Annotated in this window: 24 protein-coding genes and 2 tRNA genes; 8 read left to right on the top strand and 18 right to left on the bottom strand. The window is 65.9% G+C overall.

Features of this window, described 5'->3' with window-relative positions:
* Positions 1-54: 54 nt before the first annotated feature.
* The 10 genes from ASD67_RS16620 to ASD67_RS16575 form a co-directional block, all read right to left on the bottom strand.
* Positions 55-741 carry a tetratricopeptide repeat protein gene (locus tag ASD67_RS16620; protein ID WP_056349723.1) on the bottom strand — a complete coding sequence of 229 codons (687 nt, stop codon included), beginning with the start codon at positions 739-741 and terminating at the stop codon, positions 55-57.
* Positions 738-1,169: a cytochrome c-type biogenesis protein gene (locus ASD67_RS16615; protein WP_056349722.1), complete on the bottom strand. Its 432-nt coding sequence runs from the start codon at positions 1,167-1,169 to the stop codon at positions 738-740. Before ASD67_RS16615 ends, ASD67_RS16620 begins: the two co-directional genes overlap by 4 nt.
* Positions 1,166-1,696 (bottom strand): DsbE family thiol:disulfide interchange protein, encoded by a 531-nt coding sequence (locus tag ASD67_RS16610; protein WP_056349720.1) that lies wholly within the window; start codon positions 1,694-1,696, stop codon positions 1,166-1,168. Before ASD67_RS16610 ends, ASD67_RS16615 begins: the two co-directional genes overlap by 4 nt.
* Entirely contained in the window at positions 1,693-3,657 is a 1,965-nt protein-coding gene (locus tag ASD67_RS16605) for a heme lyase CcmF/NrfE family subunit (RefSeq protein ID WP_056349718.1), read from the bottom strand. The genes ASD67_RS16610 and ASD67_RS16605 overlap by 4 nt, the downstream gene beginning before the upstream one ends.
* A gap of 133 nt (positions 3,658-3,790) precedes the next feature.
* A complete protein-coding gene (gene ccmE, locus ASD67_RS16600; RefSeq protein ID WP_056349716.1) occupies positions 3,791-4,231 on the bottom strand; it encodes a cytochrome c maturation protein CcmE in 441 nt (146 codons plus the stop codon).
* Positions 4,228-4,413, bottom strand: coding sequence for a hypothetical protein (locus ASD67_RS16595; RefSeq protein ID WP_056349715.1), 186 nt, complete (start codon positions 4,411-4,413; stop codon positions 4,228-4,230). The genes ccmE and ASD67_RS16595 overlap by 4 nt, the downstream gene beginning before the upstream one ends.
* Before the next feature lie 3 nt (positions 4,414-4,416).
* Positions 4,417-5,151: a heme ABC transporter permease CcmC gene (ccmC, locus tag ASD67_RS16590; protein ID WP_056349713.1), complete on the bottom strand. Its 735-nt coding sequence runs from the start codon at positions 5,149-5,151 to the stop codon at positions 4,417-4,419.
* Positions 5,152-5,303: 152 nt separating this feature from the next.
* A complete protein-coding gene (locus tag ASD67_RS16585) occupies positions 5,304-5,657 on the bottom strand; it encodes a YbaN family protein (RefSeq protein WP_056349711.1) in 354 nt (117 codons plus the stop codon).
* Positions 5,658-5,833: 176 nt separating this feature from the next.
* Positions 5,834-6,883 (bottom strand): Glu/Leu/Phe/Val family dehydrogenase, encoded by a 1,050-nt coding sequence (locus ASD67_RS16580; protein ID WP_056349709.1) that lies wholly within the window; start codon positions 6,881-6,883, stop codon positions 5,834-5,836.
* A 98-nt stretch (positions 6,884-6,981) separates the two neighbouring features.
* A tRNA-His gene (locus ASD67_RS16575) sits at positions 6,982-7,058 on the bottom strand.
* 112 nt (positions 7,059-7,170) lie between these two features.
* Between ASD67_RS16575 and ASD67_RS16570 the strand changes: the two genes are divergently transcribed.
* Positions 7,171-7,848, top strand: a complete 678-nt coding sequence (locus ASD67_RS16570; RefSeq protein WP_235535709.1) for a prolyl hydroxylase family protein — start codon at positions 7,171-7,173, stop codon at positions 7,846-7,848.
* 17 nt (positions 7,849-7,865) lie between these two features.
* On the opposite strand, the gene ASD67_RS16565 is transcribed toward ASD67_RS16570, so the two are convergent.
* Positions 7,866-8,606 carry an SIMPL domain-containing protein gene (locus tag ASD67_RS16565; RefSeq protein ID WP_235535708.1) on the bottom strand — a complete coding sequence of 247 codons (741 nt, stop codon included), beginning with the start codon at positions 8,604-8,606 and terminating at the stop codon, positions 7,866-7,868.
* Positions 8,607-8,741: 135 nt separating this feature from the next.
* Here ASD67_RS16565 and ASD67_RS16560 point away from each other — a divergent pair, with 135 nt between their 5' ends.
* The gene (locus tag ASD67_RS16560; protein WP_056349707.1) at positions 8,742-10,526 is read left to right on the top strand and encodes an ABC-F family ATP-binding cassette domain-containing protein; all 1,785 of its coding nucleotides are present in this window, start codon (positions 8,742-8,744) and stop codon (positions 10,524-10,526) included.
* A gap of 115 nt (positions 10,527-10,641) precedes the next feature.
* On the opposite strand, the gene ASD67_RS16555 is transcribed toward ASD67_RS16560, so the two are convergent.
* Both ASD67_RS16555 and ASD67_RS16550 read right to left on the bottom strand, forming a co-directional pair.
* Complete coding sequence (locus tag ASD67_RS16555) at positions 10,642-11,211, bottom strand: hypothetical protein (protein ID WP_056349705.1); 570 nt, start codon at positions 11,209-11,211, stop codon at positions 10,642-10,644.
* 97 nt (positions 11,212-11,308) lie between these two features.
* On the bottom strand, positions 11,309-11,791 hold the full coding sequence (locus ASD67_RS16550) for a DUF6456 domain-containing protein (protein ID WP_056349703.1): 483 nt from the start codon (positions 11,789-11,791) through the stop codon (positions 11,309-11,311).
* A 99-nt stretch (positions 11,792-11,890) separates the two neighbouring features.
* Between ASD67_RS16550 and ASD67_RS16545 the strand changes: the two genes are divergently transcribed.
* The gene (locus ASD67_RS16545) at positions 11,891-12,451 is read left to right on the top strand and encodes a helix-turn-helix domain-containing protein (protein WP_056349701.1); all 561 of its coding nucleotides are present in this window, start codon (positions 11,891-11,893) and stop codon (positions 12,449-12,451) included.
* A gap of 31 nt (positions 12,452-12,482) precedes the next feature.
* Positions 12,483-13,649 carry a glycosyltransferase gene (locus tag ASD67_RS16540; protein ID WP_056349699.1) on the top strand — a complete coding sequence of 389 codons (1,167 nt, stop codon included), beginning with the start codon at positions 12,483-12,485 and terminating at the stop codon, positions 13,647-13,649.
* Positions 13,650-13,693: 44 nt separating this feature from the next.
* On the opposite strand, the gene secF is transcribed toward ASD67_RS16540, so the two are convergent.
* Genes secF through yajC form a run of 3 tightly spaced genes read right to left on the bottom strand, consistent with a single transcriptional unit; the run spans position 13,694 to position 16,714 of the window.
* Positions 13,694-14,674: a protein translocase subunit SecF gene (secF, locus tag ASD67_RS16535; protein WP_056349696.1), complete on the bottom strand. Its 981-nt coding sequence runs from the start codon at positions 14,672-14,674 to the stop codon at positions 13,694-13,696.
* Positions 14,675-14,687: 13 nt separating this feature from the next.
* Complete coding sequence (gene secD, locus ASD67_RS16530; RefSeq protein WP_056352039.1) at positions 14,688-16,298, bottom strand: protein translocase subunit SecD; 1,611 nt, start codon at positions 16,296-16,298, stop codon at positions 14,688-14,690.
* A gap of 53 nt (positions 16,299-16,351) precedes the next feature.
* Complete coding sequence (gene yajC / locus ASD67_RS16525) at positions 16,352-16,714, bottom strand: preprotein translocase subunit YajC (protein WP_235535793.1); 363 nt, start codon at positions 16,712-16,714, stop codon at positions 16,352-16,354.
* Between the two features lie 221 nt (positions 16,715-16,935).
* Here yajC and ASD67_RS16520 point away from each other — a divergent pair.
* Both ASD67_RS16520 and ASD67_RS16515 read left to right on the top strand, forming a co-directional pair.
* Positions 16,936-17,012, top strand: a tRNA-Pro gene (locus ASD67_RS16520).
* A 200-nt stretch (positions 17,013-17,212) separates the two neighbouring features.
* A complete protein-coding gene (locus ASD67_RS16515; RefSeq protein WP_056349693.1) occupies positions 17,213-17,920 on the top strand; it encodes a hypothetical protein in 708 nt (235 codons plus the stop codon).
* A 45-nt stretch (positions 17,921-17,965) separates the two neighbouring features.
* Here the strand turns inward: ASD67_RS16515 and ASD67_RS16510 are convergent, their stop codons facing one another.
* The gene (locus ASD67_RS16510) at positions 17,966-18,280 is read right to left on the bottom strand and encodes an EF-hand domain-containing protein (RefSeq protein ID WP_156377749.1); all 315 of its coding nucleotides are present in this window, start codon (positions 18,278-18,280) and stop codon (positions 17,966-17,968) included.
* Between the two features lie 133 nt (positions 18,281-18,413).
* Positions 18,414-19,391 carry an NADPH:quinone oxidoreductase family protein gene (locus ASD67_RS16505; protein ID WP_056349687.1) on the bottom strand — a complete coding sequence of 326 codons (978 nt, stop codon included), beginning with the start codon at positions 19,389-19,391 and terminating at the stop codon, positions 18,414-18,416.
* 110 nt (positions 19,392-19,501) lie between these two features.
* Between ASD67_RS16505 and ASD67_RS16500 the strand changes: the two genes are divergently transcribed.
* Both ASD67_RS16500 and ASD67_RS16495 read left to right on the top strand, forming a co-directional pair.
* Positions 19,502-20,032, top strand: a complete 531-nt coding sequence (locus ASD67_RS16500) for a glycoside hydrolase family 108 protein (RefSeq protein ID WP_235535707.1) — start codon at positions 19,502-19,504, stop codon at positions 20,030-20,032.
* A 66-nt stretch (positions 20,033-20,098) separates the two neighbouring features.
* Positions 20,099-20,512, top strand: coding sequence for a holin family protein (locus tag ASD67_RS16495; RefSeq protein ID WP_056349680.1), 414 nt, complete (start codon positions 20,099-20,101; stop codon positions 20,510-20,512).
* Positions 20,513-20,576 lie beyond the last annotated feature (64 nt).

The following is a 20,576-nucleotide window of genomic DNA, read 5'->3' as shown; positions in this document are numbered from 1 at the left end:
CCTTTAGCCCAGCCGTGGGAAAAGGCCAGTGGTAGAAAATGGACCGTGCGCGCGTCACGGCGCCCCGGTGGTCTCGGGGGCCGCGCCGCCCGGCACCCCAGCCGGTGTTTCGGGTGGCAGCTGCGGCCCCATCGCCTGGCGAAGCTGCCCTAGCCGCATCTCGAGGTCGGGGCGCCACGGCGCATCGGCGGGGCTGCGCCGCAGCAATTCGCCCCACACCGCCTCGGCGCCTTTCAGGTCGCCGCCCTGTGCCAGCGCGAGTCCGGCGAAGAACGGCGGCGCCGGGTGCGTTGGGTCGCGCCGCGCCGCTTCGTCGAACGCCAGCGCCGACGCCGGCGACATCACCCCGCCGCCATGCGCGACGAGCGCGTTGCCAAGGCCGACCCACAGGTCGACATTGTCGGGATATTTTTCGAGTCCCTTTTCCAGCGTCTGCGCCGCAAGCTGGGTCCTGCCGGTGCGCGCAAAGCCGTCGGACATGCCCAGCCATTGGGCGGCGGGGCCGAACCGGTCGGCCATGCCTTGCCGCGGATCGGTCAGCGCCTGACCGAAACCGGAGTCGTCGGCCGCCGCCGCTACGGGCTTGCCGGGCAGTGCCGGACTGCCCTGCAGCGCATAGCCCGCAAGCCCCAGCATCACCGCCGCCCCCGCGAGCGGCCGCGCCGCCGGTGGCAGCTTGCCCAGCCACAGCATCGCACCGATCGTCAGCGCCGCGGCGAGCAATATCCACAGCCAGATCATGCCGCATCCTCCCCCTCGGCATCGCCACGCCGGAAGCGCCCGAAGGCGAGCCAGCCGCCAAGCGCAAGGAACAACAGCGGCCCAAGCCACAGGAAGGCGGTCGCCATGTCGAACGGGGGATCGTAACTCACCCAATTGCCATAGCGCGCGATCAGCCAGTCGCGGATCGCATCGGGGCTTTCGCCCGCGGCGATCTTGCCGCGCACCTCGTTGCGCATGTCGCCCGCCAGCGGCGCGTCGCTGTCGGCGATCGACTGGCCCTGGCAAACGAGGCAGCGCAGCGTGTCCATCAGCGCCTTGGCCTTCGCCTCCTGCGCCGGATCGGCGAGCTGCTGATAGGCATAGGGCGCCGGCGGCAACCGGTCCTGCGCCGCGACAGGCGCCGCGACCAGCGGCAGCAGCGCGAGCAGGACGAGGCGAGGCCTCACTTCATCGCCTCCAGCTTGGCGACGATCTCGGGCACCTGTTCGGCGAGGATCACGCCCTGAATCTGTTCGCGAATAATGCCCTTGCCATCGATCAGGAAGGTTTCGGGCACACCCGACGATCCCAGCGCGATCTGCACGCTGCTCTGCACGTCGGACCCGATGCGGTCGAACGGATTGCCCACGTCAGCCAAGAACTGCGCGACATCCTGCGGCCGGTCGCGGATCGCGATGCCGTCGATCGGGACCCCCGCGGCCTTCAATGCCTCAAGCTGCGGTGCTTCGGCGCGGCACGGGATGCACCAGCTGGCAAAGACATTGACCAGCCGCGGCCGCCCGTCGGCAAGTTGGCTGCTCTTCAATCCCTCGACCCCCGCGGTCGCGGGCGGCAGGTCGAACAGCGGCATCGGCTTGTTGATCCACTGCGACTCGATCAGCTTCTCGCCCGGCACCGTCAGCCGATAGACAAAGGCACCGAACAGCAATCCCATGATCGCCAACGGCACGAACAGGACCCAGCGCGACTTCATTTCCAACGGCCCTCATCCTTGCGCGCGCGCCGCGCCCGCCACAGCGCCAACAATTGCGCGCGGCCAAGCATCGAAAGCGCCGCGCCGAGCGCGATCAACCCGCCGCCCAGCCATATCCACCACACTAGCGGTTTCCACCATAGCCGCAGCTGGTACCGGTCGGCGGCGCCATCGGCGCCCGGCACCGGCTGGCCGAGCACGACATAAAGCTGCCCGCCCGGCCGCGTCAGCAACGCGGCTTCATTGGTCTCGGTCGGCGCGGTGCCCATCAGCCCGGGGAACATCCGCGATTCGGGTTTCAGCACATGCGACCCGCCTCCCGACGTCGCGATCAGCGTGCCTTCGATCGCGGTATAATTCGGCCCCGCGACCGGCTGCACACCCTTGAATAATACGTCGAAATCGCCGACCCGCACCGTCTCGCCCGGCGCCGCAGCGACCAGCCGTTCCTTGATGAAGGCGCTCTCGGCGCCCATCCCGGCGAGCGTCACCGCGACCCCGAAATGCGCGATCACCATACCCCAGGTCGGCAGCGGCGTGCGGCGAAGATTGCGGCCCCACAAGGGTGCGAGGCTGGCAACTGCGACGACGCCCGCAACCGACATGCCGAGCAGCGGCAAAATCCCGACCTTGCCGCCAAAAATCACCAGAAGAACCAGCACCAGCGCCCCGGCAAACGCCGCCATCGGCAGCCGCGACCGCAGTTTCCGGCCATCGTCCTTGCGCCATGCCAGCAGCGGCCCCGCGACCATGACGAGGCACAGGATCAACGCCAGCGGCCCCGCGACCTTGTTGTAATAGGGCGGCCCGACCGAAATCTTCTCGCCCATCGCCTCGGCGACGATCGGATAAAGCGTGCCGAGCAACACCAGCGCGAGGATCGTCGTCAGCAGCAGGTTGTTGATCACCAGCGATCCCTCGCGGCTCAGCAGCGCGAATTTCTTGCCCTCGGCGACCGTCCCGGCACGCAGCGCGAACAAAGTCAGCGCGCCGCCGATATAGATCGCCATCAGCGCGAGCAGGAAGGTCCCGCGCTCGGGATCGACCGCGAAACTGTGGACGCTGGTCAGCAGCCCCGACCGGACGATGAAGGTCCCCACCATCGACATCGAAAAGCCGATCACCGCGAGCATCACCGTCCATGCGCGCAACGCGTTGCGCGTTGCGGTCACCGCAACCGAATGGAGCAGCGCAGCCCCCGCGAGCCAGGGGATCAGTGAGACATTCTCGACCGGATCCCAAAACCACCAGCCGCCCCAGCCGAGTTCGTAATAGGCCCAATAGCTGCCGGCGGTGATGCCCAGCGTCAGGAAAATCCAGCTTCCAAGTACCCACGGCCGCATCGCGCGCGCGAACGCCGGGCCGATCTCGCGGGTAATCAGCGCACCGACCGCGAAGCTGAACGCCACCGACAGCCCGACATATCCGACGTAAAGCGTCGGCGGGTGAAAGGCGAGGCCGGGGTCCTGGAGCAGCGGGTTGAGCCCCTGTCCGTCGGGCGGTGCGACCGGCAAACGGTTGAACGGGTTGGACGAAAAGATCAGGAAGGCGAAGAAGCCGAGGCTCAGCGCCGCTTGCGCCGCAAGCGTCGCGATCAGCGTATCCTCGCGCAATCGCCGCTCGAAAATCGCAACCAGCGCGCCGGAAATCCCCAGGATCGTCAGCCACAGCAGCATCGACCCTTCGTGATTGCCCCACGCGCCGGCAACCTTGAACAGCATCGGTTTCAAACTGTTGCTGTTGCGCGCGACCAGCTCGACCGACATGTCCGACCGCACGAACAGCGCGATCAGCAGGCCGAAGGCCGCAGCGGTCAGCACGCCCTGCGCGACGCTCGCCGGCCGCACCAGCGCCGCCAGATCCTTCTGCCCACCACGCAGATACAGCGTCCCCGCGACGAGCGAGAGACAGGCGAGCGCCGCCGCGATCCACAACAGGGCAAGGCCAAGTTCGGCGATCATCTATCCAGCGCCCCCTCCGGCCCACCAAAAAACCTCGTCATTGCGAGCGAAGCGAAGCAATCCGGGGGCGGCCTTGCACCGCTCTGGATTGCTTCGTCGCTTCGCTCCTCGCAATGACGAGTAAAAATAATACTCATGTCTTGGGCGCCGCCTTGGCCACGGCCTTGTCCATGCCTTCCATCTGCGGCGGCATATATTTCTCGTCATGCTTGGCCAGGATCTTGTCGGCCACAAATGTGCCATCGGCACGCATCCGGCCGTCGGCGACCATGCCGCTCTCCTCGGCGAATAGGTCCGGGACGATCCCGGTGAACTGCACCGGCACCGATGCCTTGCCGTCGGTCGCGACGAAGCGGATCGTCACCCCGTCGCTCTGCCGTTCGATGCTACCCTTGGCGACCATGCCGCCAAGCCGCATCGGCTCGCCGATGATCGCCTTGCCGGCCTTGATCTCCTCCGGCGTGCGAAAATAGGCGGCCTCGTCGCGGAGCGCGCTCGCGCCGAGCACGCCCGCGCCCGTGACGCCTGCGAGCGCCACGACGGCGAGGATCAGTCTTTGATGCTTGGCTTTCATTTCGGGTCCCCGCGCGGCGTCTCGCCGCGCCGATTATTGGCGCGCAGCGCGTCGCTCCGCTTCTCGGCTTTCACCATCGCGCGCCAGCTGGACCACAGCACGATGCCGGTCAGCACGGCGGTCAGCCCATAGGCCGCCGCGACAAAGGCCCATTGGCCGCCTCCACTGATCACCCCGGTCACGCGTCAATTCCCCTCATCGTCGGCGAGCCGCCGCAATCGCGCGGCGACGCGGTTGTCGGCGATGATCCGCCGCATCCGCATCAGCACGATGGCGCCGAACAGCAGCGAGAAACCCGATACGGTCAAACCCAGCGGCCAAAGCAACGCGCCGTCGATGCTCGATCCGCGCAGCGTGATGCTCGGCCCCTGATGCAGGCTGTTCCACCACACGACGCTGCGGTTGATGATCGGGATGTTGATCGCGCCCACCAGCGCATAGATAGCGGCGCCACGCGACAGCGATCCGCCCTGCTTCTGCCCCTCGTCGCCATTGGTCAGCGCGATGAAGCCGGCATAGAGAAAGAGCAGGACGAGCATCGACGTCATCCGGCCGTCCCATTCCCACCATGTCCCCCATGTCGGCCGCCCCCAGATCGACCCGGTGGCGAGACACAGCGCCGTGAACAACATGCCCGGCACCGCGATCGCGCGCGCCGCGATTCCCGATAGAGGATGGCGCCAGACGAGCTGGATCAGCCCGGCGATCGCGAGGCTCGTCCAGCCGCCCATGCCGAGCCAGGCCGACGGGACATGGACATATAATATCCGCGCGGTTTCGCCCTGCTTGTAATCGCCCGGCACCACGGCGAGCCCCGCCCAGCTGCCCGCGAGCAGCAACAGCAGCCCGACGCCGAGCAGCCACGGCGTCAGCGGTTTGGCGATTGCCAGGAAACGGGTCGGATTCGCATAGGCGTGCATCGGTTCGCGTCGTCTTTAGGTTAGGCCGTTATATCGGTCCAGTGAATTGCCCGGCGCGACCCGGCCGCGCTTCTCTCGCCCGCCCCGCGAACAAGGTCAAGCGCCGCGCTTCGGCGCGCCGCACCGCCTATCGCATTGAGGCAGGTCAAAATTCACCCCTCGGGCCGCGTCCAGATCCAGCTCCCGGTCACCGCCGCCACGACGATCGGCACCATCATCCACGGCCAGGGCGAAAAGAGCAAAGCGAGCAGGATGCTGAAAGCGAAGGCGGCCGTCGCCGCGATCTTGCCCTTGCGGCTGATCGCTCCCTTCTCGCGCCAAGCGAGAATATGGTGCCCGAAATGCGGATGATTGACCAGCCATGCCTCGAGCCGCGGCGACGAGCGAGCGAAACAAAAGGCCGCGAGGATCACGAACGGTACCGTCGGCAACAGCGGCAGGAACGCCCCGATCGCGCCGAGCGCGAGCGACAGCCAGCCGCAGGCGAGGTAGAAATGCCGCTTCATTACGGGCCGGCTTAGCGGAAATTGATCGGTCCGCCATCCCCGACGCTCGCGCTTTGCCGCTCTGGATTGCTTCGCTTCGCTCGCAATGACGAAGCGCATCACAATCTCGTCATTGCGAGGAGCGAAGCGACGCGGCAATCCAGAGCGTCACAACGCGACGCTCCGATTTCCCGAAATCAACCCCGCCCGATCAGCTTCTGCGCCATACGGTCGGCGACGACCGACGCCGGGGTGCCGCTCGCCTTGCTCTCGGCCCAGATGTCGGCCAGCCGGCCGGGGATCTGGCGGATGCGGCTCTCGACTTCCTCGGCGTTGCCCTGCCCCAGATATTCGAGCGCGACGTTGATGATGCCGCCCGCGTTGATCACATAATCGGGGGCATAGGTGATGCCGCGGTCGTGGATGCGCTGGCCATCGGCGGCGGTCGCGAGCTGGTTGTTCGCGCCGCCCGACACGATCGGCACGCGCAGCTTGGCGATGCTCTCTTCGGTCAGGATCGCGCCGAGCGCATTGGGGCTCAGCACATCCGCCTCAATCTCCATGATCGCCGCCGAATCGGCCAGATCGGCACCCAGTTCGTCCGCCAGCGCCTTGGCGCGCGCCAGATTGACGTCGGCGAGGGTCAGGATCGCGCCATCGGCCGCCAGCCGCCGCGCGACCCCGCCGCCGACGCTGCCGACGCCCTGGATCGCGACGCGCACGCCCTTGGCGCTGTCGGTGCCGAGACCGTTCTTGATCGCGGCGAGTATCCCCAGATAGACCCCCAGCGCGGTCTGCGGACCCGGATCGCCGCCCACTTCGCCGCTCGCCACGGGCAGCCCGCTGACATGCTTGGTCTGGTGCGAAATCGCGACGATGTCGGCGACCGACATGCCGACATCCTCGGCGGTGACATAGGCACCGCCCAGCGAATCGACCGCGCGCCCGAAGGCCGCAAGCATCTCGGGCGTCTTCTCGGCGCCCTCGTCGGCCAGGATCACGCCCTTTGCGCCGCCCATCGGCAGGCCCGCCATGGCGTTCTTGTAGCTCATGCCCCGCGACAGGCGCAGCGCATCGGTGATCGCCGCCTTGCGCTGCGGATAATGCCAATAGCGCACCCCGCCCGCGCCGGGGCCGAGGTGGGTCGAATGCACCGCGATGACCGCGGTCAGCCCGCTGGCGCGATCGCGGAACATGTGGACATGCTCATGATCGTCGAAATCGGCGAAATCCCAGACAGCAGACATGCGCGGCTCCTCGCGTTAGAAAATTACGTTAAGACGTAATAATCCAATAGCGGCGATGAGTCACCCCAAATCCCGCATGTGCGCGATGATTGAGAAAATGGGGCGACCAACGGGGCTCGAACCCGCGACCTCCGGTACCACAAACCGGCGCTCTAACCAACTGAGCTATGGTCGCCACATAAGCGAAGAGGGCGCGCAAAGCGGCCTCGACAGCGCGCGGCGATAGGCGCGGGAGGCCCCGTTCGTCAAGCATTGTTCGTGAAACATATGCCCCCTAAAAGCGCGACATGACCGACAGGATCGTCGATATGGCAACATCGGGTGCCGACCGCACCGCCGATCGCCTCGCCGCCGTGCCTGGCATCCGCCGCGCGCCGACGCCCAAGCTGCAGCAATATATGCTCTCGCGCTTCCTCGACGCCGATACCTGCGCAGCGCTGATCGAGCGCATCGATCGCGACGTGCGTCCCTCGACGATCGCCGATCCCAACGGCGACGAAGCCTTCCGCACCAGCGCGACCTGCGACCTCGACCATCGTGACCCTGTCGTCCGCACCGTGAATGACAGGCTCCACGCGCTCACCGGCATTCCCCTGCCCTATGGCGAGCCGCTGCAGGGCCAGCGCTATGACGTCGGACAGGAATTCAAGGCGCACACCGATTTTTTCGATCCGCGTGGCTCCGATTGGGAAACCTATTGCGCGATCCCCGGCCAGCGCAGCTGGACGCTGATGATCTATCTCAACGAACCGCCCGCGGGCGGCGCGACGCGTTTCCTCGCGACCGGCAAGATGCACCAGCCCGAGGCCGGAAAGCTGCTCGCCTGGAACAATGTCCGCCCCGACGGCACGACGAACGACGACACGCTCCACCACGGGATGAAGGTGCGCAAGGGACGCAAATATATCATCACAAAATGGTTCCGCGAACGGCCCTGGCCGTGGGCGGAGGGGGAGCTGGACTAGCCAGCTCCCGACCCGAATTACCGCACCAACCGATACTGGAAACTCAGCGTCAGCGTGTTCGCGACCTGGCCCGGCTCGACCGGGGTCGCCTTGGCGTCCATCGCCTGCAGGCGCACCATCGGCATCGGCGGCTGCGGGCCACCAAAGCTGCCTTCGCTGATCGACACCAGCTCGGCACCGCGATATCCCGCGAGCTTGGCATAGTCTGCCGCCTTCGCCTCGGCCGCCTTGATCGCCGTGCCGCGCACGCCGACGAGCTGCGCATCGGGGTCCTTCATGGAAAAATAGGGACCGTCGATGTTCGTCCCGCCCGCGGCGACCAGCGCGTCGAGCAGCGGGCCGATGTCGTCGATCTTCGGCGTGGTCGCGCGCACCGTGTTCGACACCTGATAGCCGATGAAGCGCGGCGGCTGGCCCGCCACCTGATTGTTATAGTCATATTGCGGCGACAGGTTGATGCCGCTCGTCTGGATATCCTCGGCCTTGATCCCGCGCGCTTTCGCTGCGGCGATCAGCTTGTCCATCGCGGCGGCATTCTGGCGCATCGCCTCGACCGCGGTCGGCGCGGTCGTCGTCACCCCGGCGCCGACGGTCGCCTGGTCGGGGCGCGAGCGCACTTCCTCGCTGACGCTGAAGGTCAGGATCGGGCCCTGCGTCGTCGCTGTCGTCACCGTCGTTCCCCCTTGCTGTGCAAGCGCGGGCGTTGCCGCCATCAGCGCCAGTCCACTGGCCATAGCGGTGAGCATATGCTTCGTCATGTTCTTCTCCTGTCGGCCGGACCCCCGGCCAGTTCCGGGTCGTGCCCCCCGAACGCAGACGGAGGCGACCCGTTCCGGCCTTTGCCTCCACGGCGCTTGCATGATGCTGAACACCTCAGTAGCGAGCCGTTCATCATGGCAGCCCCGATTTTATCATATGAAGGCCTCGGCCTTGTGCAAGGCAGCGGCTGGCTGTTTCAGAATCTCGACATCTATGTCGGCGAGCGCGACCGCCTCGCGCTGATCGGCCGCAACGGCGCGGGCAAGACGACCCTGCTCAAATTGCTCGCCGGACAGATCGACGCCGACAAAGGCAAGCGCGTGATCGTGCCCGGCACCCATGTCGTGATGCTCGAACAGGAACCCGATTTCCGACCTTTCGATACCCTCATGGATTTCGCCGTCGCCGCGCCCAACGCGCCCGAGGAGTTTGAAGTCGCCGCGATCGCCGATCAGCTCGGCATCGACATGAGCCGCACCGCCGCCAGCGCCTCAGGCGGCGAACGCCGCCGTGCCGCACTGGCCCGCGCGCTCGCGCAGAACCCCGACGTGCTGTTGCTCGACGAGCCGACCAACCATCTCGACCTCGCCGCGATCGACTGGCTCGAATCCTGGCTCGCGCGTTACACCGGCGCCTTCGTCGCGATCAGCCACGACCGCACCTTCCTCACCCGCCTGACGCGCCAGACCCTGTGGCTCGACCGCGGCAGCATCCGGCGCAAGGAAATCGGCTTCGACGGTTTCGAGGAATGGAGCGATTCGGTCGCCGCCGAAGAAGCGCGTGCCGCACAGCGCCTCGATTCCAAACTGCGCCTCGAAGCGCATTGGCTCGAACGCGGCGTCACTGCGCGCCGCAAGCGCAACCAGGGCCGGCTTGAGAAGCTCAAGGAAATGCGCGCCACCCGCGCCGCGATGATCGGCGGTCCCGGCGTCGCCAGGCTCGGCCTCGCCAACGATGATGTCCGCTCCAAATCGGTGATCGTCGCCGAAAATGTCAGCAAAAGCTTCGGCGACCGCCCGATCATCAAAAATTTCGATTTCCGCGTCCAGCGCGGCGACCGCATCGGCATCGTCGGCGCCAATGGCGCGGGCAAATCGACCCTGCTCAAGCTGCTCACCGGCGAACTCGCGCCCGACAGCGGCAAGATCACCCTCGCCCCGACCCTCGACGGCATCGTCATCGACCAGCAGCGCAGCCTGATGTCGCCCGAAAAGCGCGTCCGCGACATACTCGCGGACGGAGGCGACTGGGTCGAGGTGCGCGGGGTCAAGAAGCATATCCAGGGCTATCTCAAGGAATTTCTCTTCGACCCCGGCGTCGTTGAGGCGAGCATCGGCGCACTGTCGGGCGGCGAACGCTCGCGGCTCTTGCTCGCGCGCGAATTCGCCCGCGAATCGAACCTGCTCGTGCTCGACGAGCCAACCAACGACCTCGACCTCGAAACGCTCGACCTGCTCCAGGAAGTCATCGCCGACTATGCCGGCACCGTGCTGCTGGTCAGCCACGATCGCGATTTTCTCGACCGCACCGTCACCGTCACCCTCGGCCTCGACGGAACGGGCAAGGTCGACATCGTCGCCGGCGGCTATGCCGACTGGGAAGCCAAGCGGGTCAAGCCGAACGCGGTAAAGGCGAAGTCCGCATCCACCGGCGCGGCGGCGGCGCCGCCGCCGCCGCAGGCGCGCAAAAAACTCAGCTACAAGGACCAGCGCGACTACGACCTGCTGCCCGCGCGGATCGAGGCGATCGAAAAGGAAATGGCCGGGATCGAAAGCGATCTCTCAGAGGGCAGCCTGTTCACCCGCGATCACAAGCGCTTCACGGCGCTCACCGAAAAGCTCGAAACGCTACGCGACGAAAAGGCCGCCGCGGAAGATCGCTGGCTCGAACTGGCGGAACAGGTCGAGACGTTGGGCTAAGCACGTCCCGGTCGCCCGAAAGATCGAACGATGGCTGTTCCAGGTTGATATACGGAAAAGAGGCTATCTATAGGCAATTATGAAATCGGCCCCAGGCCAGCCATTCCCCGTGATCTCAATGCACTAACTCTTTGGGCATGCGCGGGTCAGATACCGGAATCCACGACAAATTTGTAAACGGAACCCTGAAATACTGCGCCCCATCAATCCGGGCATAAATTTCATCATACTCTTTGTCGTCCGCTGGGACATAAAATGTTACGCGCTTCCCGGAAAACTCGGCTCCCGGAGAGCCGAACTGCTTTTCTATTACAGAGTTTCCGATTGCCGATATATGTCGCCCTCCCAAGTCGAAATCGTTCGGATAGTGGATGTAGTTGACCAGAAAAACAAAAGCATCGGCAGGAATCCCGGAGCGAAAGCGAACGGTGCTCACCCCATTATCGTCGGTCTCGACGCTCATCATATCCTCATCCAAACCATATTTCTGGCAGAAGTCGTTTAGGACTTTCCGAAGCTCGTCGTTCCGCCAGCCTTGGACGGTGATTGAGGCTTGGTTGCCCGATATGGGTTCCGATGAAACTCCGCCACCACCACCCGCATCACTTCGCCTGCCCGTCGCCATCAGGCCTGCCAAAAAAAGCATCGCGGTGCTGACGACCAATATGCCAATCAACCATTTCATTTCAGGCCCTCCAAATCACACGCGTAGCAGGGCCACGCTAGCCAACAAGCTGGTTCGGAGGCCGAAAGGTCTTGACGTTCTTGAATGCGACCGCCGATCACCCCGTCCCGTAAAACCGCGCCAGCCGGTCGAGCGCTAGCCCCAGCACCAATTTCCCCGACCGCGCCGGCCAGCCCAGCCCCTTTTCGGCGCAACCGATCCCCTCGCCCGCGCAGATCACCCGCCAGCAAATGTCGGCCAGCCCCGGCCCCACCGCGTCGAGCGCGGCATGGAAGCGCCGGTGCGCGTCGATCCGCGCCAATGATGCGTCCGCCACGCGCGCGCCGCCGCGTGTCTTTGCCGGCGCGGCGGCGTCCCAGCGCATCGTCACCCGCGCCGACAGTCCCGCGCGCTCATAATCGCCGCGCAGCCGCTCGCCTGCATCAAGCTGCGCGGCCGTGAGATGACCGCGCGCCGCGAGCCAGGCGATCGGACTCTCGCCCAAATTGACCGTGACATGCCGCATCACTTGCGGCCCGGCTTTGCCCGGATCAAGCCGGTCGTCGGGATGGATTCGGGTTTCAAGGCGGCGTGCAGGCATGCGAGTCTCCTTCGTCGAAACCCCGGCTTGACAATGGAATGTTTTTTAGGAAAGAAGAAACCGATTTGGTTATCAACAAATTTCAACGATGAGGTCGCCATGATCAACAGCATCCGCGCCGTCCGCCGCGCCAAGGGCCTGACACTCGAAGAGGTCGGGCAGCGCTGCAACCCGCCGACCACCGCGCAGACGATCGGCCGCCTCGAAACCGGCACCCGCACCCTGTCGCTCGGCTGGATGAACCGCATCGCCAAGGCGCTCGGGGTCGAAGCGGCGGAGCTTGTGCAACTGCCGCAGGACACCCAGCTCACGGTCACCGCGCTGCTCGGTCCCGACGGCGCGATCGCCCCGACACGCGTCGAACAGGCACTCACCGCACGTCCGGGCGAGGATATGGTCGCGGTGCGCGTGTCTGCGTCGATCGGCGACTATCGCGCCGGCGACGAAATCTGGTGCCGCAAGATCGAGGGCGACTGGGCCGGCGCGCTCAACCGCGACCTGCTCGTCCCGCGCCCCGCCGGCCGCTTCTTCTTCGCCCGCCTGCTCAACGTCGACGGCGAAAAGCTCCACCTGCTCCCGCTCGGCATCGGCCAGCGCCAGCAGGTTGTCAGCAACCCGCCATGGGCGGCGGTCGCGGTCAGGCTGATCCGCAGCCTGTGATCGAAACACGCGTCATGGTGGGAATGACGGGGTGACTCCCCTCCGCATCCTGTCGATCGCGACGCTTTTCCCCGACGCCGCGCGCCCCAACTTCGGGCTGTTCGTCGAAAAGAGCCTGCGCGCCCTCACGGCGCAACCCGGCATCGCCCTCACCATCGTCGCCCCAGTTGGCCTGCCGCCCTTCCCGCTGTCGCTCCATCCACGCTACCGCGCGCTGCGCGACCTGCCGCTTCACGAGGATTGGAACGGCCTCACCGTCCACCGCCCGCGCTTCACGCTGCTTCCGAAAGTCGGTTCGCGCTTCAACCCGGCGAAGATCGCGCGTGCGGTGCTTCGCGCCGCCCGCGACCAGTCCTTCGACGTCGTCGATGCGCAATTTTTCTACCCCGACGGCCCCGCCGCGATGCGCGTCGCAGCGGCGCTCGACCTGCCCTTCTCGATCAAGGCGCGCGGTGCCGATATCAGCCATTTCGGCCATGCCCCGGCGACCGCGCCGCAGCTGATCGCGGCCGCCGACAAGGCCGCCGGCCTGCTCGCCGTCTCAGACGCGATGCGCCGCGACATGGCCGCGATCGGAATCGATCCCGCCAGGATCGCCGTCCACTATACCGGCGTCGACAGCGCCCGCTTCGCCCCCGGCGACCGCGCCGCCGCGCGCGCCGCGCTCGGCATGGACGATGCCCCCGTCATCCTCGCCGTCGGCGCGCTGATCCCGCGCAAGGGGCAAGCGCTGGTGATCGACGCCCTGCCCATGCTGCCCGGGATCCATTATTGGCTCGCCGGCACGGGGGAAGAGGAAGCCCGCTATCGCGCGCTGGCCCAGCGGCTCGGCGTCGCCGACCGCGTCCATTTCCGCGGCCCCGTCGCCAATGCCGACCTGCCGGAACTCTACCGCGCCGCCGATGTCGTCGTGATGCCTTCGACCAGCGAGGGTCTCGCCAACGCATGGGTCGAGGCGCTCGCCTGCGGCACCCCGATCGTGATCAGCGACGCCGGCGGCGCCGCCGAACTCGTCACCTCGCCGGTCGCGGGGCGCGTCGTCGCGCGCACCCCCGCGGCCATTGCGGAAGCGGTAACAGCAATCCTCGCCGCCCCGCCGACGCCGCAGGACGTCGCCGCGACGCTCGCAGGCCGCTTCGACTGGGACCGCAACGGCCGCGAACTCGCCGACCACCTGCGCCGCTGCGCGCAAAAATAAGGGGGGCCGAAGCCCCCCTCTGGTTTCCTCAGGACGAGCGACACTCAGACGACCGCGCCGTCGTCCTTGCGCTCGATACGCTCGCCGCCGCCGATGCCCGACGTGGTGCGCGGTACGAAACTGTCGGGGCCGACCTTCAGCCACACCAGCACCGGGGTCGACATCAGCACCGACGAATAGCCGCCGATGAACACGCCGAACAGCATCGCCGCGGTGAAGCCGAAGATCACGTCGGGACCGAAGATCAGCAGCATGCCGAGCGCCAGCACCATCGCCAACGTGGTCATCACCGTGCGCGACAGCGTCTCGTTGATGCTGAGGTTCAGAAGCGGAATGATCTCCATCTTCCGGTACTTCTTCAGATTTTCGCGGATACGGTCATAAACGACGATGGTGTCGTTGAGCGAATAGCCGACGATGGTCAGCAGCGCCGCGACGCTGTTCAGGTCGAACTGCATCTGCGTCACCGCAAACAGTCCGAAGGTCAGCGACACCTCGTGGAACAGGCGGCCGAGCGCGCCGACCCCGAACTGCCACTCGAAGCGGATCCAGATGTAGATCGAGATGCCCAGCACCGCGAGCGCCAGGCTCATCGCGCCGGTCCGCAGCAATTCCCCCGACACCTTGCCCGACACGGTTTCGACCGCACCCGTCTTGGCGGTGGGAAAGGCCTTCGCGATTCCTGCGACAAGCTGTTCGCCCGCGCGGTCGGCCGTCGCCTTGTCGCCCTCGGGCAGCGCGGTGCGGATCGATATCGCCTTGTCCGACCCGAATTGCTGGATCGTCGGCTCGCCAAGGCCGATCGTGGCGACCTTCTCGCGAATTTCGTCGATCGGCGGCATTTCCTGCTTGAATTCGACGCGGACCGACTGGCCCCCGACAAAGTCGACCCCGAGGTTCAGGCCTTTGACCGCGACCAGCGCGATCGACACGACCACCAGGAAAAAGCTCATGAAGGAGGCGACTTTCCGCCACTGCAGGAAGTCGATGTTGGTGTCGTCGGGGACGAGTTTGAGCAAGCGCATCGTTTTCGCTCCCTTAAATGTTGATCGACGTCGGACGCGCCGACCGTAGCCAATGGGCGACGAACATGCGGGTGACGGTGACGGCGGTGAAGACGCTGGTGACGATGCCGATCGTCAGCACGACCGCGAAGCCCTTGATCGGACCCGTACCGAACCAGAACATCAGCGCCGCGGCGATGACGTTGGTGACGTTGGCGTCGAAAATGGCGCGGCTTGCCTCGGTATAGCCCAGCTCGACCGCCTGGAAGGTCCGCCGCCCGCGTTTCAACTCCTCGCGTATTCGTTCGTTGATCAGCACGTTGGCATCGACCGCGGCGCCGATCGTCAACACGAAACCGGCGATGCCGGGCAAGGTCAGCGTCGCATTGAACGCGGCCATGATGGCGATGATCAGGAACACGTTGAACGCGAGCGCGATGTTCGCATAGACGCCGAAGCGGCCATAGACGACGAGCATCAGCACCAGCACCGAAACGGTCGCGATGATCCCGGCGATGGCGCCCTTGCGGATCGAATCGGCGCCCAGTTCGGGCGTGACCGTGCGTTCCTCGACGACGTCGAGCTTGACCGGCAGCGAACCCGAACTCAGCGCGATCGCGAGCTGGTTCGCCGACTGTACGGTGAAATTGCCTGAAATCTGCGCGCTGCCGCCCAGAATCGGTTCGTTGATCGACGGTGCTGACAGCACCTTGCCGTCGAGTACCATCGCAAAGCGCTTGCCGACATTCTGGCCAGTGACGCGCGCGAAGGTATTGGACCCCGCCGAATCGAAGCGCAGCGACACCGCCGGCATCTGCTGCTGGTTGAAATCCTGCTTGGCGCTGATCAGCTGGTCGCCGCTGATCATCACCTGGCGACGCAGCACCTCACCCGGGGCACCGCCACCCTCGCCGGGTGCATAGGGAACGAGTTCGCTGCCGACCGGGACATTGGCCGCGCCATTGGGACCGACACCGCCATTCGGATCGACCATGCGGAATTCGAGCCGCGCGGTCTGCCCGAGCAGGTCCTTGAGCGCCTTCGGATCCTGCAGGCCGGGGACCTGCACCACGATGCGGTCGTTGCCTTCGCGAATGATCGTCGGTTCGCGCGTGCCCAGTTCGTTGACGCGCTTGTCGACGATGTCGCGCGCCGATTCCATCGCGCGGGCGACCGCCTGGTCGCGCCCGGCCGCGGTCATCGTCATGACGATTCGCGTCGTGTCGACGACATCGACGCGCCAGTCGCGCTGGCCGGTCATACCCGCGCCCTGCGTTTCCTTGGCCAGCCGGTCGCGCGCGTCGTCGAGTTGCTTCTGGTCGCGGATCAGGAAACTGATCGTGCTGCCCGACGCCTTGAAATCGCCGATCGCGATATCGTCGTCGGGGCCGCGCTCGCCGCGCATCGCCGCGCGCACCGTCTTTTCCATGTTGGCGAGCTGCGTTTTGTTGAGGTCGGCAAGGTCGGCTTCGAGCAACAGGTGGCTACCGCCGGCAAGGTCGAGGCCCAGATTGACCTTGATCTGCGCAAAGCCGGGCAACTGGTCGACGGTCTTTTGCGGCAGAAAGCTGGGGATAGAGAACAGGATGCCGAGCAGCAGGATGATGCTGATGCCAACGGTCTTCCAGCGCGGGAAATCGAGCATGTTTTTGGTCCGATAACTTGGGTGCGGGGTCGCGCGGCGCGCAACCCGCCGGATCAATCGTTGGCGGGTTTGCCGCCGGGCTGCAGGACGTCGGACAGGGTCGCCTTGACGACCTTGATCTTCACCCCTTGCGCGATTTCCACGTCGGCGAAGTCATCGTCCACGCGCGTCACCTTGCCGACGATGCCGCCGCCGGTCACCACCTGGTCGCGCGGCTTCACCGCCGCGATCTTCGCACGATGATCCTTCATCCGCACCTGTTGCGGGCGGATCAGGAAGAACCAGAACACGACGAAGATCAGGACCATCGGGATAAGCTGTGCGAAGGGGAAGGCGGCTCCCCCGGTTCCGGCCGCCTGGGACAGAAGCAATGTCGTCGACATGAATGAAAAACTTTCCGTTCGATGCAGCGCCATCCCCACCCGGGACAGGCGCGCAAGATAATGGCGCGGCGCCTATCACGCGGGGGCGCGGCGTGCAACCGGCGCCGCAAGCCGTCCCCCGCGGCAAGCAGGGCGGAAATGGGGCGCCGCCAAGCGAGTTCAAGGCGCCGCGACGATATTGCATTGCCCTCGCCTCTCCGCTTGCATCGCCGACCAAGCCGCGCTAGGGGCCTCGCCTGCCCAATCGGGCCGGTCGGGACGTAGCGCAGCCTGGTAGCGCATCACACTGGGGGTGTGGGGGTCGGAGGTTCGAATCCTCTCGTCCCGACCAATTCAAACCGCAACCAAGGCGGGACTTTCCGGAAATGACGGCTTGATTGCCGCGAAACGCTTGCGCATCGGCTCCTGTCGATGGCAAGCTGGCTTCGGCCGGTCTGAAACAGCACCGCTTTATTGGCGGGGGAGCCAGCAGGGGCGTGCGATGGGATATTTCCAGTCCATGATCCGGGAAGCGGGTCCCGGAGCGAGCCTGTGACGGAGCCATCGAGCGCCGCACGGCGATCGCTGATCGGGCGCGCGTTCGCCGGCTGGTTGAAGCTCGTCCGGCACATGGCGCCGCCGACGCTGTTCTTCTTCGTCGGCTTCAACCTGATTTTAGGAACCACGCGGCTCGCGCTCGCCGAACATGGCATCGACGTGAAGGGATTTGCCACCGCGACCATCGCCGCTCTGCTTGTGGGCAAGGCGGTGCTGGTCACCGACAGCATCCGTTTCATGGCGCGCTTCGACGGCGCGCCGCTGATCCAGCCGATCCTTTTCAAAAGCGCAATCTACTGGCTGTGCGTCTTCCTCGTTCGCCTGGCCGAAGCGCTGGTCCATTATGTGATCGAGCACGGGACCCCCGGCGGCTTCCTGCCCTATCTCGTCGATCATTTCAGCTGGAGCCGTTTCCTGTTCATCCAGGTCTGGCTGATGCTGCTCTTCCTGCTTTATGTCACGATCCACGAACTCGACAATCTGTTCGGGCATGGCGAACTGCGCCGGATATTCTTTCGCTGGAATGCGACAGAGACCAAGCTGACCCGGCGCCGACGCGTCCGGTTGCTCGCCCGGCTCAACCGCTTGACCGAGGCTAATTCGGTCGCCGCGATGAGCGCGCCCGGTTCGCGACCGCACGACGAACTGGTGACGATATTGAACGAGCTCGCCGACCATCCCAAAGGAAAGCCGCGCGAATAGGACGGGCGGCGCCGTCCCCTCAGGGCCGGCGCCGCCTTTCCGTCATCAGTGCTTCGCGTCGCCGCCGGCGGCATGCGCGTTGCGCATCGCGTCCATCTCGGCCTTGTCGACGGCGCCATCGCCGTTGGTGTCGATCCGCTTGATCATCTCGTCGATCTTCGCTGTGTCGACGGGCGCGGTGTCGCCCTTCTTCGCGGCCTGCGCTTCGGCCGCTTTCGTCAGTTCGGCCTTGTCGATCTTGCCGTCGCCATTGGCATCCATCCTGGCGAACAGGGCGTCGCCATTGGGAGCCGGTTCCGCCGCATAGGCGGCCGGGATGGCCAGCGCCAGCGGTGCGGCGATCATAAGCAATGTCTTCACGTCATTTCCTCTCGGATAGGTAGCGGCGTTTCCGCCGGAGAGCCCCGGCGCCGCTATGAAGGTCGGACCGCCACAAGACCATATCGTAAGGATTCGGGCCGCCGCGATTGCACGGCGCTTCGTCGGTCAGGCGTTAGGGGATCAGGACGACCTTCCCCACCACCGCGCGCCGTTCGAGCATCGCAAAGCCCTCGCGCCAGTCAGCGAGGGCCAGCGCGGCATGGACATGCGGCCGGATTCGTCCCTCGGCGGCTAGCGCATCGATCGCCGCGATATTCTCGGCACCGCGCGCCGGGAACCGGCGGCCATATTCGCCCGCACGCACCCCGACGACCGAAAAGCCCTTGATCAACGGCATATTGACCGACACCTCGGGGATGCGCCCCGATGCGAAGCCGATCACCAGCAGCCGCCCGCCGAACGCGATGCAGCGGGTCGATTCGTCGAATATATCGCCCCCCACGGGATCGAAGATCACGTCGGCGCCGCGCCCGCCGGTCAGCGCCTTGACCTCGTCGCGAAAGCCCGGATCGGCCGCGATCACCGCGTCGGGCGCATAATATTCGGCCAGCGCCGCGCGCTTCTCCGCACTGCTCGCCGCCGCGATCACCTGCGCGCCCAGCGCCTTGCCCAAATCGACCGTCGCCAGACCGACCCCGCCCGCCGCGCCGTGCACCAGCACCGTTTCGCCCGCTTCGACCCGCGCGCAGCGAACGAGCGCGACATAGGCGGTCAGATACGCCACGCCATAGGCTGCGGCCTCCTCCCACGACAGCCGTCCGGGTTTGGCGCGCAGGGCCGCCGCCGGCACCACGACATAGTCTGCCATCGCCCCGAAACGGTTGCCGCCGATCACCGCGTCGCCGACCGACCAGCGCAAAACCCCCTCGCCCAGCGCGTCGACTTCGCCGGCGAATTCCAGCCCCGGCACGAACGGCAGGTCGGGTTTCAACTGATACGCCCCGCGCGTCATCAGCAGGTCGGGGAAATTCACCGCCGCCGCGCGCACTCGCACCCGCACCTCGCCCGGCCCCGGTTCGGGGACGGCCAGGTCGACCAGCCCGCAGCCACCATGATTTTCCGCCAATTCCCTGACCTGCAAAGCCTGCATGGAGAAAAGCCTTTCCTATTTTATTCCAATATGGTTCGTTTTGTCCGTTCAACAAACCGGAGATGCGACTCATGCCCAGACCACAAAGACCGTCTTTCGACGCCGACGCGATGATCGATGCCGTCATCGACCGCGAAGGCGGTTATGTAAACCACTCCGCCGATCGCGGCGGCGCGACGTGCTGGGGAATCACCGAAGCCGTCGCCCACGCGCAGGGTTATGGCGGCGACATGCGCGGCCTGCCGCGCGAGGAGGCCGTGTCGATCTACCGCCGCCTCTATTGGCAGCGCCCCGCTTATGACCGGGTCGCCCACCGCGCGCCTGCGGTCGCCGCCGAACTGTTCGATACCGGCGTCAACATGGGCACCGGAACCGCGACCGGCTTTCTGCAGCGCGCGCTCAACGCCTTGAACCGTTCGGCGCGCGACTATCCCGACGTCGCGGTCGATCGCGAGGTCGGCCCGCGCACCCTCGCCGCGCTCGATGCCTTCCTCCGGGTGCGCGGCGCGGGCGGCGAGACGGTGCTGCTACGCGCGATGGAGGCGCTGCAGGGCGAACGCTACATCGCGCTCGCTGAACGCCGCCCCAGCCAGGAGGCCTTTCTCTACGGCTGGCTGGCGAACCGTATCGGGTCGGACTGACCTTTCGAGACCATGTCGATTCAGTGTGAAGTTGTGAGGATTCTCTAGCAAAAAGGAAATGACGTCATGAGCATCATCGAAGGCCTGATCGGCCCGATCGCCAAGTTGATCGACAAGATCATCCCCGACCCCGAAGCCCGCGACCGCGCCAAGCTCGAACTGCTCAAGCTCGAGGGCACACAGGAAATGGAAGCGATCCGCACCCAGATGACCGCGATCGTCGCCGAGGCGAACAGCGCCGACCCGTGGACCAGCCGCGCGCGGCCGAGTTTCCTCTATGTCATGTATGCGCTGTTGCTGTGGGCGATCCCGATGGGCCTGATCGCCGCGGCGCGGCCCGAGATGGCAAAGGGCATCGCCGAGGGTATGAACGCCTATCTCGCCGGCATCCCCGAACCGCTCTACGCGCTCTTCGGTACGGGGTATCTGGGCTATACCGCCGCGCGGGCGTGGGGGAAGGCGAGAGGGGTGGAGAGCTAAAAACGGCAAAGCCCACCTCAAATCCGGTTCGTGTCGAGCGAAGTCGAGACACCCGTCGGGTGCC

The organism is Sphingopyxis sp. Root1497 (assembly GCF_001427085.1).
Lineage (GTDB): Bacteria > Pseudomonadota > Alphaproteobacteria > Sphingomonadales > Sphingomonadaceae > Sphingopyxis.
Note: the sequence above shows the minus strand (reverse complement) of the source record. Positions and strands in the feature narration are given on the sequence as shown.

Excerpts from the sequence above, each read along its gene's own strand:
- ASD67_RS16620 (WP_056349723.1), bottom strand. The coding sequence starts at position 741 with ATGATCTGGCTGTGGATATTGCTCGCCGCGGCGCTGACGATCGGTGCG.
- ASD67_RS16610 (WP_056349720.1), bottom strand. The coding sequence starts at position 1,696 with ATGAAGTCGCGCTGGGTCCTGTTCGTGCCGTTGGCGATCATGGGATTG.
- ASD67_RS16605 (WP_056349718.1), bottom strand. The coding sequence starts at position 3,657 with ATGATCGCCGAACTTGGCCTTGCCCTGTTGTGGATCGCGGCGGCGCTC.
- ccmE (WP_056349716.1), bottom strand. The coding sequence starts at position 4,231 with ATGAAAGCCAAGCATCAAAGACTGATCCTCGCCGTCGTGGCGCTCGCA.
- ccmC (WP_056349713.1), bottom strand. The coding sequence starts at position 5,151 with ATGCACGCCTATGCGAATCCGACCCGTTTCCTGGCAATCGCCAAACCG.
- ASD67_RS16585 (WP_056349711.1), bottom strand. The coding sequence starts at position 5,657 with ATGAAGCGGCATTTCTACCTCGCCTGCGGCTGGCTGTCGCTCGCGCTC.
- ASD67_RS16580 (WP_056349709.1), bottom strand. The coding sequence starts at position 6,883 with ATGTCTGCTGTCTGGGATTTCGCCGATTTCGACGATCATGAGCATGTC.
- ASD67_RS16570 (WP_235535709.1), top strand. The coding sequence starts at position 7,171 with ATGACCGACAGGATCGTCGATATGGCAACATCGGGTGCCGACCGCACC.
- ASD67_RS16565 (WP_235535708.1), bottom strand. The coding sequence starts at position 8,606 with ATGACGAAGCATATGCTCACCGCTATGGCCAGTGGACTGGCGCTGATG.
- ASD67_RS16560 (WP_056349707.1), top strand. The coding sequence starts at position 8,742 with ATGGCAGCCCCGATTTTATCATATGAAGGCCTCGGCCTTGTGCAAGGC.
- ASD67_RS16555 (WP_056349705.1), bottom strand. The coding sequence starts at position 11,211 with ATGAAATGGTTGATTGGCATATTGGTCGTCAGCACCGCGATGCTTTTT.
- ASD67_RS16550 (WP_056349703.1), bottom strand. The coding sequence starts at position 11,791 with ATGCCTGCACGCCGCCTTGAAACCCGAATCCATCCCGACGACCGGCTT.
- ASD67_RS16545 (WP_056349701.1), top strand. The coding sequence starts at position 11,891 with ATGATCAACAGCATCCGCGCCGTCCGCCGCGCCAAGGGCCTGACACTC.
- secF (WP_056349696.1), bottom strand. The coding sequence starts at position 14,674 with ATGCGCTTGCTCAAACTCGTCCCCGACGACACCAACATCGACTTCCTG.
- secD (WP_056352039.1), bottom strand. The coding sequence starts at position 16,298 with ATGCTCGATTTCCCGCGCTGGAAGACCGTTGGCATCAGCATCATCCTG.
- yajC (WP_235535793.1), bottom strand. The coding sequence starts at position 16,714 with ATGGCGCTGCATCGAACGGAAAGTTTTTCATTCATGTCGACGACATTG.
- ASD67_RS16505 (WP_056349687.1), bottom strand. The coding sequence starts at position 19,391 with ATGCAGGCTTTGCAGGTCAGGGAATTGGCGGAAAATCATGGTGGCTGC.
- ASD67_RS16500 (WP_235535707.1), top strand. The coding sequence starts at position 19,502 with ATGATCGATGCCGTCATCGACCGCGAAGGCGGTTATGTAAACCACTCC.
- ASD67_RS16495 (WP_056349680.1), top strand. The coding sequence starts at position 20,099 with ATGAGCATCATCGAAGGCCTGATCGGCCCGATCGCCAAGTTGATCGAC.